Origin of the sequence: Enterobacter sp. Cy-643 (genome assembly GCF_011752815.1) — a bacterium.
GTDB lineage: Bacteria > Pseudomonadota > Gammaproteobacteria > Enterobacterales > Enterobacteriaceae > Cedecea.
The window spans coordinates 64427-78169 of record NZ_VWWV01000009.1; the positions used below are offsets into that span (position 1 = coordinate 64427).

1 protein-coding gene is annotated in these 13743 nt (G+C 60.1%); it reads right to left on the reverse strand.

The window, feature by feature from the left end:
* Positions 1 to 13 precede the first annotated feature (13 nt).
* Positions 14 to 13150, reverse strand: a complete 13137-nt coding sequence (locus tag F3J29_RS21350) for a BapA/Bap/LapF family large adhesin (protein ID WP_166869093.1) — start codon at positions 13148 to 13150, stop codon at positions 14 to 16.
* Between the last annotated feature and the right edge of the window lie 593 nt (positions 13151 to 13743).

The following is a 13743-nucleotide window of genomic DNA, read 5'->3' on the forward strand; positions in this document are numbered from 1 at the left end:
ATCGCAACTACTATCAGGCAACAATGTGGTTGTTCTGGATCAACTCATCGAGTGTGGTGTGCACGTTCTCCAAAGTGACAAGAGTGGTTGAGTGGTATGTGCCGGCGGTACCGTCACGGTCGATGGAAATCACCGTGTTGTTGCCGACGCTTGCCACGCTCAGGTAATTACCCAGCGATGAAGTCTGCCCGTTCCAGCCGACCAGCAGGTCGTGGATGTTGATCTGGTCTCCGTTGGCGAGCGAGAAGTTCTTCCAGACGTCCGATCCGTTGCCGCCCGTGCCATCGGCCGCGCCGCCTGCAAGGACGTGGTACACCAGCGTATCGGCGTAGGCCGAAGAACCGGTGATGATGTCCCCATATGCGGTACTGACAATTTGCGGGTTCATGTTAATGGTCAGGGTGGCGGTGTCCGTATGCCCGTTCTGATCGTTCAGAGCGTAGGTAAAGACCTCTTTGTTGGTGATTGACCCCGGCGATACCCCCGGATTCAGGGTGTAGGTGTAGTCGCCGCCGATACCAATTTTCAGCGTGCCGTACTGCCCCTGTATCGTGGCCACCGCGTCGCTGTTGCTCATCGGGTTCAGCGTGGCCGAACTGCCGTTGGCGCCGGTAATTGTCATCAGCGTATGCACGCTGCCAAGCTGGTCAGACGCACCTGCGGAGTCTGTGCCGTCGTACAGGTTGCCGTGTACGATGGTGCTTTGCGCCGTGAAGCTATCCAGCAGGTTCGAGGTCCCGGTGACCGTTGGCGTGATGGTGATCGAGCCCAGCCCCAATGGCCCCATGTTCCCGACATAGCTCAGCGTCCAGGTGCCTGAGTGCAGATCGGTGATTGGAATGGTTGCCGTGCCGCCCAGCAGGGCGCTGCCGCTAAAGGTGCCGGTATAGGTGTGGCCCTGGCCGTCGCTTAGCGTCCAACTGACGGACAGTCCACCCAATACCAGACCGGAAGCCACTTTGAACACAATATTGGCCCCGCTAAGCACGGTGTTATCCGCAATGTTAAAGGTGCCGCTGCCGTTGCCGTGGGTAGAGGCCAGTAGCGCCGTGTTCCAGGAGGCTGACCCAACGTTGGCGCTCGCGTAAGCCGCGGTGTTCTGCGTCGAGGTGATTGCCATGATGGCGCTGATGTCGTTCACGGCATCCACGCTATGCGGCGTGGCGGTGATGTTCAGCGACGCGGTACCGGTATCCCCGTTTGGCGCGGTCACGGTGTACACGAAGCTGTCTGGCGTATTGATGCTGTCGGCTCCCACGCCGGATTTCAGCGTGTAGGTGTAGTTGCCGTGGGCGTCAATGGTCAGCGTCCCGAACTTACCGTTGATGGTGGTGGTACCGGTCGCGGAAACTGCCACGCCGTTCACCGCCGTCAGCAAGCTGCCTGCCGGAGCGACATCGTCCTGCATCACGTTCCCGGCAGTTGAGGCCGCCAGACTGTCGACCGCGTAGGTGTGATCCTGGAGGATATTCAGCGTGTAGCTGGTCAGCAGTGAGACACCGCTCGCGTTCATCAGCAGGAACAGGTAGTCCCCGCCGCCCAGGGTGACGGTCAGCTGGCCCGACGAGCCGCCCAACAGCGGAGCCGTCAGCCAGGTTTTCTGCACCTGGAACTGCTCGTATTGCTGGGTCGCCACGTTGAACTTGTAGATGTACAGGTCGAAGGTGGAGAGCAGCGCCACCCCGCCCACGCTGGCCTGCAGCGTCATGGTGCGCGTCGATCCGTCTGCGACATCAAACAGAATCGGGTTGGTCATGTTAGCCAACAGGTTGAGGTTGACCACATTCCCCAGACCGACGCTCAGCACCGACAGACCCGTTTGCTGTGAAGCTCCGTGGTCCACGGCGACAACATCGGTGCCGAAGGTCAGCGATCCGGTGTTATCCGTGGCGGTGACCGTACTGGCCGGGGCACCGTTGCCCAGGGTGACAATCAGCTGCGCAGAGTCGCTGATGCCATTTTGGGTAATGGTGTAGGTAAAGTTCTCGGTACGGCCCAGCACTGCAGCCGAAGTGTTGGTTAAGGTGTAGGTATAGCTGCCGTCCTGGTTGATATGCAGGGTGCCGTATTTACCCTGAATATCCAGTCCGCCAGCGCCAACCGTATGGGAGACGCCCTGGCCATCGGTAATCGCCGTGACCACGGTGCCGGTAGGGGCGTTGTCCACGGCCCCACCAGGACCCGGATCGGTAATGACGTTCCCGCTTGAGGTGGTGGTACCGCTGACCACGCCGGCGCTGGTTTGCTCGACGGTCACCGCAAGGTTGGTCGCTGCACCTGTTGCCAGCAGGCTGGTGTTGTAGCCCAGCACGCGGTATTGCCCTTCGCCCAGTCCGTCAAGGTTCAGGGTAACGCCGGTAGCGCCCAGGGTCAGCAGGTTCAGGAACTGCGGCAGCGAAGAGTCGACAACCGTCGTCCAGGCGTTAGTGGTCGCGTCAAATTTCTGAATAGCGATCTCCAGCGTATTCAGCAATGACAGTACCACGCCGGTGGCGGCGGCATTAATGGTGATATGCCCCGTTGCTCCGCTGCCGATGGTGAAGCCGACCTGGGCGGTATTGCTGCCCAGAACCGACGCCACGTTCCCCAGCGCGCCAATCAGCAGATTGCCATAGCCACTGTAGTGCGAGGTGGTGATGTCTGCGTTGCTGGTCAGCGCCAGATCGACCACATTGCTGCTGGCCGAAAGTGGCAGAATCGGCGCGGTGATCGAGAGCGATGGAGAGACGTTACCCGCCGCATCCGCGGCAGATATCGACAGCGACTGCCCTTCAATCTGGCGAGTCGGCAGCGTGATGCTGAACGCGCCGGACGCATTCGCCGTACCGGTAACGGTGATCCCGCCCGGCAGCGTGATGGTCACGGTGCTGTTCGCTTCCGCGACGCCAGTGATCGTCGAACCGTCGGCGCTGATAACCCCGGTTGGGATCAGCGGTGGAATAGTATCGACAATCACCGAGGTCGGCAGAGAGGCGCCGCCTGTCCCGTTGGCGTTGGTTGCCGTGGCGGTAAAGGCGTGCACGCCATCACCCAGCGCGCCGGTTGGGGTAAACGTCCAGACGCCGCTCGCGTTGGCTGTAACTGTTCCCAGCAACGCACCGTTGTCGTAGATCTTGACGGTGGCGTTGGCTTCGGCGGTACCGTTGATCGTTGGGCGAGTGTCGTTGGTGCTCTGGCCGTTACCGACGATGCCGGTTTTCGGCAGAACATCGTCCACGATGCTGGTAATCACCGGCAGCCCCGGCACGCCGGTAAACGGTGCGGTGAAGCTCGCGGAGACGCCAATGTTCCCGGCGGCATCCTGGGCGAAGGCCAGCAGTGGCTGAGCGCTGGTCTGCGCAGGGGAGAGCGTAATCGAGAAGTTACCGCTCCCGTCCGCTTTCGCCGTCCCCAGCACCGTGCCCGTAGCGGAGGTAATGGTCACGGTGCTGTTGGCTTCAGCCAGACCTGTGACCACGGTCCCGGTGGCGTTGACCGTCAGACCGGTTGGCGCCAGCGGCGGTACGGTATCGACCACGATCCCGGCAGGCACAGACGCGGTACTGACGTTCCCGGCCGCATCCGTTGCGGTGACGGTAAACGAATGGTTGCCCTGCAGCAGCGGCAGCGTTGGCGTAAAGGTCCAGACGCCGGTGCCGTTTGCCGTGGTGGTGCCCAGCAGCACGCCATTATCAAAGATATTGATTGTGGCGTTAGCTTCGGCGGTTCCGTTCAGGGTTGGGCGAGTGTCGTCCGTCGGCTGGTTGTTGCCCACCGGGCCAGTGATTGGGCCGACATCATCCACCACCGAGGTAATTACCGGCTGGTTCGGCGCCACGGTATCCACCACGATGGTGAAGCCTGCCGTTGGGCTACTGACTACGCCCGCACCGTTGGTGGCGGTAATGGTAAAGGTGTGCGAGCCGTTAGTCAGCAGACCTGGAGGGGAGAATACCCAGACGCCCAGGGCGTTAGCCGTCACGGTGCCAATCAGGTTGCCACCATCGTAAATTTTGATGGTGCTGTTGGCATCCGCGGTCCCGTTCAGGGTCGGACGCGGGTCGTTTGTTGCCTGGCCGTTGGTCAATGGGCCTACCGTGCCGCCAGCGACGTCATCGACGACAGACGTCAGCACCGGCGTATTCGACACGCCGCTGGCGATGGTCAGGGTAAAGCCAGCCGAAGGTACGCTGGTGTTACCTGCCGCATCGGTCGCGGTGACGGTAAAGACGTGCTGGCCGAGAGGCAGCGCCGCCCCAGGCGTGAAGGTCCATGCGCCCAGGGCACTGGCCGTTACGGTGCCAATCAGGTTGCCATTATCGTAAATATTAATGGTGGAGTTAGCTTCCGCCGTTCCGCTGAGTGCAGGCTGGGTATCGTCCGTCGTCTGGCCACTCACCAGCGGGCCCTGAACCGGGCCGACGTCATCGAAGGCCTGAACCACAATCGGCTGAGTCGGCGCAATGGTATCCACCACCACGTTAAACGCGGCGGATGGCAGACTGACGTTACCCGCGGCATCTGTCGCGGTCACGGTCAGCGCATGGCCGCCGTTAATCAGCGCGGTGCCAGGCCTGAAGCTCCACGCCCCGCCAGCATCTGCCTGTACGGTGCCAAGCAGAACGCCGTTGTCGTAGACATTGATGGTGGCATTGCCTTCGGCAGTCCCGGTGAGGACCGGCCGACTATCATCCGTGACCTGGCCGTTGGTCAGGTTGCCGGTGATTGGGCCGACGGCATCCGCCACGGTGCTGATGACCGGCGCGTTCGGAGCAATAGTATCCACCGTCAGCGCAAAGCCACTGGACGGATTACTGACGTTGCCGGCTGCATCGGTCGCGGTGACGGTTAACGTATGGGCGCCGTTGCCGAGTGCCGCCACCGGCGTCAGGCTCCATACGCCGGAACCGTTGGCAAGGGTGGTGCCGATCAGGTTGCCATCGCTGTAAACTTTAATAATGGCGCCAGCCTCCGCCGTTCCGCTCAGGGAAGGGCGGGTTTCGTTGGTGGCCTGGCCGTTGGTGATTGGCCCCAGCACCGGGGCGGTGTTGTCCAGCACGGTGACGATAACCGGCGGATTCGGGGCAACGGAGTCAATATTCACGCCGAATGAAGCCGCGTTACTCACGTTACCTGCGGCATCCGTCGCCGTAACGTTCAGGGTATGTGTCCCCTGGCCCAGCGGTGCGGACGGGGTGAATGTCCAGACGCCCAGCGCATCCGCCTGGGTGGTTCCCAGCACGTTATTGCCGTCTTTCACCGTGATGGTGGCGTTGGCTTCCGCCGTGCCGCTCAGGGTTGGCTGAGTGTCCTTCGTCAACTGGCCGTTGATCAGCGGCAGGTTAGTGCCGGGCTGAGTCTGGTCGTCGATGACCGAAAGAATGATAGGTACTACCGGCGGCACGGTATCAACCACCACGTTGAACCCAGCGCTTGGGCCGCTGACGTTGCCTGCCGCATCCGTGGCGGTCGCGGTGATGTTATGGCTGCCATCCAGCAGTGGAACCGTTGGGGTAAAGCTCCAGTTCCCACCCACCGGTACCGTTACGGTGCCGATCACCACGTTTCCGTCCTTGAAGGTCAGCGTGGTACCCGCCTCGGCGGTGCCGCTGAAGGTCGGCGTATTGTCGTTAGTCGGCTGGCCGGACGTTATCGGCTGGGAAGTGATGTCGTTGGTAACGGTGACGACCAGCGGTGCGGCCGGTGCCAGCGTATCGACGTTCACCACAAAGCCGGTGGACGGCAGGCTGACGTTCCCGGCGGCGTCTGTCGCCGTGACGGTCAGGGTATGAGAACCCTCGCCAAGGTTAATGCCTGGCGTAAAGGTCCAGATGCCGAGGGCGTTCGCGGTGACGGTACCGATGATGGAGCCGTTATCGAGAATGTTTACCGTACTGCCAGCTTCCGCCGTGCCGCTAAGGGTTGGCGTTGGATCGTTCGTGGCCTGGCCATTGGTCAATGGCCCGACTACGCCGCCTACTACATCGTCTACCACGGAGACAATCACCGGTTGGGCTGGTGGCGTGGTGTCGACAATGATGGTGTAGAGCGGAGACAGGCCGCTCGTCTCAAGACCGACGGTCTGGCTAACGGCAAAGGTATGCGGGCCTTGAGTCAGCGGGGTGGTGAGCTGATACGTCCATGTGCCGCCTGCGCCGACGGGCACAGAAGTGAACAGCACGCCATCAATGTAAACATGCACGACCCCGCCCGTGGAGGCACCAGAACCACTCAGGGTAGGTAAAGTATCATCGGTCGATTTCCCGTTGCCGACGTTACCGGTTATGGCGCCCACGTTATCGTCTACCAGATCGATGGTTGGCGGATGCGGCAGGATGGAGGTGGTTGCGGTGAAGTTAATGCCCGCGCTTTCGTTCCCGGCCTTATCCTGTGCAATAGCCGTCAGGGTTGCGCCGGTGGTTTGAGCCGGGGACATCGTAACGGTCCAGGTGCCCAAAATCGGGTCAGCCACGCCGGTGCCGAGCACGTTGCCGCTGGCGTCTTTGATGATAACCGTTGCCCCCGGTTCAGCGGTTCCGGCTACAAGGGTACCGGTAGGGTCGGTGATCGGCAGCACCACAGGGTTTGGTGGCGGGGTGGTATCGACGTTAATCACAATCGGCGCAGAAGGCCCCACGCTGTTGCCTACGTCATCCACCGCTTTGATGGTAATGCTGTGTGCACCTTCCGGCAGCACGGAGGTGGTGATACTCCATGTGCCATTGGCGGCAACGACACCGGTACCCAGAATCGTCGTGCCATTGGTGTCGTACAGCGTAATTGTACTGCCGACTTTGCCGGTACCGGTAAAGGTTGGCGTGGTGTCATCGGTGAAGCTGCCGTTGACCAGCGGGGTCTGGATCGGGCCAACGTTATCAATGATTTCCACGACGACCGGCGCGGTGAGCGGCACGGTATCGACGGTCAGTACATAATCGGTGGATGGCCCGCTGACGTTACCGGCTTTATCGGTTTGTTCGGCGGTGATGGTATTCACGCCGTTGTTGAGCGCGGTATTCGGCGTAATGGTCCAGTTACCCGAGCCATCCACTACCGCAGAGCCTATCGCCGTGCTGCCGTTGTAAAGCGTGACGGTCGCGCCGATTTCACCCGTGCCATGGAACACCGGCTTCGTGTCATCGGTAATGCCGTTGGTAATTGGCCCGGTCACCGGACCCACGCCGTCATCTACGGTACCGATAGTCGGTGCCGCCGGCGGCGTCGTGTCTACGGTGATCGCGATTGGGGCTGACGGCAGGCTGATGTTGCCCGCCGGATCGGTCACCTGGACGGTAATGTTATAGGTCGTTTCGGTAAACGGCGTTGACGGGGTAACGCTCCAGGTCCCGTCGGAGCGCACGGTGGCGGTGCCGATCAGGTCGTTCCCGTTGTTGTAGACGTTGATGGTTGAGCCCGCAATGCCGGTCCCGCTAAAGGTTGGCGTGGTGTCATTGGTACTGCCGCCAGGCGCGACGGGACCGACTACCGGAGGCACATTATCGGTCACGACTGGTGCCGTTGGCTGAGCCGGAGGCGTCGCGTAAACCGAGAGCGTGAAGCCAGAAGAAGGCATCCCCGTGTTGCCCGCCGGATCCGTTGCCACGGTAGTGAACACGTGCGTCCCGCTGCCCAGCGGTGAGGTTGGGGTGATTGTCCAGCTCCCGGTTGCGTCTACGGTGGCCGTGCCGATTGGCGTTGTCCCCCCGTCGACGTACAGGGTAATGGTGGCCCCAATTTCACCTTTGCCTGAGAACACGGGTTCCGTACTTTGGGTACTGCCGCCGTTAATCAGCGGAGTCTGCGTGTTTGCGACGTTACCCAGCGCTCCGTCGATGGAAGGGGCTCCCGGCGGAGTCGTGTCGATAATAACAATTTGGGTTGCGGCATTACTGGTGTTCCCGGCGGCATCGGTCACGTACACATTGATGGTGTGCGAACCTTCGCTTAGCGGCTGGGTTGGCGTAAACGTCCATGCGCCGCTGCCGTTTGCCGTCACGGTGCCGATCAGCGTGTTGCCATCGTAAATATTCACGACTGCGTTAGCCCCGGCGGTGCCGCTGATAACCGGTTTGGTATCGTCGGTGGAGGTGCCCGGCAGGACTGGCCCGGTGACGCTCCCGACGGTATCCAGAATTTCACCAATCACCGGCGTGGCCGGCAGCGTAGTAATCAGATTGATGTCCCACGCCGGGGAATGCGCGGTGACGTTGCCTGCGGCATCCGAAGCCGTGACCGTAAAGGAATGTGGCCCGTCCAGCAGCGGCGTGGTTGGCGTAAATGTCCAGGTCCCGTTGTCGTTAACGGTGGTGCTCCCCAGAACGTTCAGGCCATCGTAAACCGTAATGGTAGATCCCGGTTCGCCGCTGCCGCTCAGGGTTGGCGTCGGATCGTTGGTGGCGCCGTTATTGCTGACCGGCCCGGTCACGGTGCCTACATCGTCATACACCTGGGTAATCGTTGGGGCGGTAGGGGCGATGGAGTCTACGTTGATGTTAAAGGCGGCGCTCGGCTGGCTGACGTTCCCCGCAGCATCGGTGGCGGTCACCGTCAGGCTATGCAGGCCCTGGCCAATAGAGGTGGTCGGCGTAAAGCTCCAGGCTCCGCTGCCGTTGGCGCTGACCGTGCCGATCAGCGTCCCGTTGTCGTAGATCTTGACGGTTGAGTTAGCTTCAGCCGTGCCGGATATCGTCGGTTTATCGTCGTTGGTCAGGTCGCCGTTATTCAGATTACCGGTATGTTCCGGCACGTTGTCGACCACCGAGCCGATGACAGGCATATTCGGCGGGGTGATATCCGGGGCGGTGACCGGCGCATTCGGGCCGATATTCCCGGCGGCGTCCGTGGCGTTCACTTCCACCAGCTGGCCGTTCGCCTGCGGGGTTGTCAGGGTGATGCTAAAGCTGCCGTCTGGTCCGGCAACGGCCTGGCCCAACGGATTGCCCAGCGCGTCGGTCACTTTCACCGTACTGCCAGCCTCGGCTTTACCGGTCAGTACCGAGCCGTCTTCATTGAAGGTGAGGTTGGTCGGCAGCGCAGGCGGCGTATGATCCTCGGCAATGACGGCGGCAGGCGTACTGACGTTGTTCGCGGCGTCCGTCGCGGTGACCATCAGCGTCTGGCCGTTTAGCTGCGGTGGCGTGAGCGGGGAAATATCAAATGTGCCTGTGCCGCTGGCGATACCAACGCCAATCACATTGCCGTTACCGTCCCAGACGGTGACGGTACTGTTCGGTTCGGCGGTACCGGTCACATGCAGGCCATCCGCGCTGACGGCCAGCCCGGTTGGGGCATTCGGTGGCGTGTGATCCGGGGCAGGAATAGCGGCACCTGGTCCGGTATTACCCGCTGCGTCGGTCGCTTTGGCAGTTAAGATCTCCCCGTTAAGCTGAGGTGGGTTCAGCGTCACGCTGAAGTGGCCGGTACCGTCCGCCGTGGCCGTACCGAGCACGGTGCCGCTGGCGTTTGTGATGGTGACCTTGCTGTTGGCTTCTGCTGTCCCGGTGAGCGTTGTCCCGTCGTTAGAGACGGCCAGCCCGGTAGGCAGTATCGGAGGCGTGGTATCCACGACGACGTTAAAGCCTGAGGATGTTCCGCTGGTGCCGCTGCCGTTGGTGGCAGTAAAGGTGAAGTTGTGCGGGCCATCAATCAGCGGGAGCAGCGGTGTAAACGTCCACGTACCGCTGGCGTCAGTTGTTGCGATGCCGATAGGCAGGCCGTTATCAAAGACAGTAACGGTGGATCCCACCTCTGCGGTACCGCTCAGCGTTGGGCGGTTGTCATCCGTTGGCTGACCGTTGGTCAGCGGCCCCTGCATAGAGCCGACATCGTCGATGACCGAAACCAGAACCGGAATGGTCGGGAAGCCGGAGTTTGACGCCGGGAAGGTAGTATCCGGCCCCATGTTACCCGCCGCATCCTGCACCTGGGCAGTCAGCGTGCCGCCATGCGTTTGGGCCGGCGTGAGCGTGAGCGTGAAGTGTCCGGTTTGGTCAATTTGTGCCGTACCCAGTACCACGCCGTTTGGACCGACAACTTTCACGGTGTCACCGGCCTCACCTGTCCCGGTCACGGTTGTGCCGTCCAGGCTTACGGTATCAATGGTGACCGCCACCGGTGGAAGGGTGTCCACGGTGAAGGTTGGGCCGACGGTCACGCTACTGATGTTGCCCGCAAGATCGGTCTGCTGCAGCGTAATCGCGTGCGGGCCATCGGCCAGGGCGATAGAAGGCGTAAAGCTCCATTTGCCGTCGCTACCCACGGTAACCTGACCAATGGGCAGGCCATTATCAAAGATAGTCAGGGTACTGCCTGCTTCCCCGCTGCCGCTGAAGGCCGGTTTATTATCATCGGTAATACCGTTGTTGCCGATAGGGCCGGTGATAGAGCCGACCGTGTCGAGGATCTGATCGAGTACCGGCGGATTCACGACGGTATCGACAATGACGGTGTAGGACGTGGAGCTTCCGCTATCGCCGCGAATATTCGAGGCCGTGGCGGTAAAGCTATGCGGGCCGTCGGGCAGACTGGCGACGGGGGTAAAGGTCCAGATCCCCCCCACGAGCACGATGGTGGTGCCGATCTCTACGCCATTATCAAAGATATGAATCGTCTCGCCGACGACGCCTGTCCCCTGCAGAGTTGGGGTCTGATCGTTGGTTGGCTGATTGTTGGGTACGGTGCCAACGATCGGCGGAACGTCATCAATGATGGTGGTAATCACAGGGATGGTCGGGAGCGGGAAGAAGGGCGCATTAGCCTCTCCCGGCTGGCTGACGTTGCCTGCAGCGTCGGTGGCCGTGACGCTGAGCTGGCCGCCGTCGAGCTGCGGCGTGGTCAGAGTAATAGTGAATGCCCCGGTCACAGGATCGGCGGTGCCGGTTCCAATCACGTTCCCGTTTGCGTCTTTGATGGTGATTGTGCTGCCATGTTCTGCGGTGCCTGTTAATGTCTCGCCATTAGCGCTGACAAGCAGGCCGGTCGGCTCGGCAGGCGCGGCGGTATCTACCGTCACGGTATAGCTGACTGACGTGCCGCTGTCTCCCCGAACGTTAGAAGCCATCGCGGTGAAAATGTAGGCGTTATCCAGCAGCGGTGCGGTTGGCGTAAAGCTCCAGGTGCCGTCCAGGCCGACCTTAGTGGTACCGATCTCAGTGCCGTTGGCGTAAACATGAATGGTGTCCCCGGCTTGCCCGGTACCCTGCAGGGTTGGTGTGTTGTCGTTGGTTGACTGCCCGTTCCCTACGTTACCGGTGACTGGTGCGACATCGTCAAGAACGCCGGTAATCACCGGCAATACCGGCGGGAGTACGTCCGGCGCGGTCACGTTGGCCGGAGGACTGTTGTTGCCCGCCGGATCGGTGACGACCACGGTCAATGTTTCACCGTCTACCTGCGGCGTGGTCAGGGTGATGCTGATGTTGCCATTGTTATCGGCAGTACCTGACCCGACGACTACGCCGTTCGGGTCTTTAATGGTGACGGTGCTACCCGCCTCGGCATGGCCGGTGACGATTTCCCCATCCGGGCTAACGACCAGACCGGTGGCCGGCCCTGGAGGGGCGGTGTCAATGGTGACGGTATACGCCGGGGATGGGGCGGTTTCGCCCCTTTCGTTGCTCGCCGTGGCAGTAAACACATGGGAGCCGTCGGCCAGCGCGCTGCCCGGGGTAAAGCTCCAGGTCCCGCCTGCGCCTACCACGACCGTCCCAATCTGTACCCCGTTATCGTAGATGTGAATGGTCGTGCCAGCCTGGCCGGTGCCGTTCAGAGTGGGGGTATTGTCGTTGGTTGGGGAGTTATTGCCTACGCTCCCGCCGTTAGGCGCATTTGGATTGTCGTTGATGACACTGGTGATGCTCGGTTCTTCCGGCAGCGGAATGTTCGGCGCGGTAATCGTGGCGCCCGGCCCGGTGTTACCGGCAGAGTCGGTTGCCGTGACGGTCAGCGTGCCGCCGGTAATCTGCGGCGTGGTCAGGGGAAGGGTAAAGCTACCGTCCGTGCCTGCCGTGCCGGTTCCAATCACGTTCCCATTGGCATCCTTCACCGTGACCGTGGAGCCAGCTTCGGCATGTCCCGTCAGGGTATTGCCATCCGCACTCACTGCCAGATCGGTTGCAGCCGCAGGTGGCACGGTGTCAATGGTGATGGTATAGGCCGGAGAGGTTGCGCTTTCGCCCCTTTCATTTGTCGCCGTGACGGTGAAAGAGTGGGTGCCGTCAGCCAAAGCAGTGCCTGGCGTGAAACTCCATGTCCCGTTAGTGCCTACCACAACGGTACCAATCTGCACCCCGTTATCGTAAATATGAACCGTCGATCCGGCCTGGCCGGTCCCGTTCAGGGTCGGGGTATTGTCGTTGGTTGAAGCGTTGTTAGTAATGTTTCCGCCGGTGCCCGGGGTTTCATTGACGATGTTGGTTATGTGTGGCTCATCGGGTAACGGGATATTTGGGGCGGTGATGCTGGTTCCGGGCCCGGTGTTGCCGGATGGATCTGTCGCGGTGGCGGTCAGAGTGCCCCCGTTAACCTGCGGGGACGTTAACGTCACGGTGAAATTGCCGTCGCTGCCGGCGATGCCGGTGCCGACTACGTTCCCGTTAGCGTCTTTGATGGTTACCGTACTGCCTGCCTCGGCGTTACCGGTAATGGTTTTTCCGTCTGCTGAGATGGCCAGACCCGTAGGTGCCGGAGGGGGCGTTACGTCAGGGCGGCCGGGGTTCCCCGGGTTGTTCCCGTTGTCGGAATGTCCGCCACCGCCGCTAGAGGCGGCCGCAATGGCCCCGCCTGCGGCAACTGCCAGACCACCCAACACCCACGGCCAGACAGCGCCACCTTCGGCATGTGCGCCGGTTGCGGTCATGATCGCGTCAATATTGGCAATTTGCTCATAGTGAGCTGCGGTTTCTGGATCCTGAACCCACCACAGGACGCCGTCATGGCCTTCCAGGACGAGTTGGTTGCCACCCTGATCGGCAAAGGCGTAGTAGTTTTTGATGGTAATGGTTTCGCCGGAATGGAGTTTGATCACCAAGTCCTGGCCTGAACGCGTGTAGCTGGCGATCTCTTCACGTTCAATTTTCAGCTCGACAATTGAGGGACCTTTTAAGGTGATTTCAGAGGCTTCGACGTTATTTTTTACGCCGGTTAATTTAGAGATAATTGAAATTGAACGCATTGTTATCACTCCATTCGCGATGAACGTGGTGGTAGTCAGTTGCCCGGCGTAATGTGTTTATTACCGAAAGCAAAATGTTTAAGTGTAAGAGGCCCTTCGCCATTAATAGGCGAAAAAAGGCCTGTATCAAAAAATTGATGACAGTGATTATTAATAAACAGGGCGTTTCCGGTGCGGAATCGAAATTAGTTAATTCTCAGGGTCATAGGCTCGTCGTTTATTAAATAGAGACTATTGATGATATAGACAGGAAAAAATGAAAGCGCAACTTAAGCCATATTTAACATTATGTAAGTCACTCTAAAGTACCAGTGAACGAAGCGGGCTCGCTAAAATGGCTGAAGCCAATAGCCTGACTGCCGCTCGGCTACGAGTAGTCTTATCATCTTGAAAGATTTAGGATAAGTTTTAGCAAGGATTTAACATTGTCCTGGTTAATATGAGGTTTTAGGTCCGATCGATCTTATGTCTGAGAGGAGAGGTATACCTTTTTTAGTAGGGCGTTTTCTTTTGTAAAGCAGAAAAAACTGGAAGCAATTATCTATTTTGTGAGGGATATAAAGAAGAAGGTTAAACAGAAAATATTATATATT

Excerpts from the sequence above, each read along its gene's own strand:
- F3J29_RS21350 (WP_166869093.1), bottom strand. The coding sequence starts at position 13,150 with ATGCGTTCAATTTCAATTATCTCTAAATTAACCGGCGTAAAAAATAAC.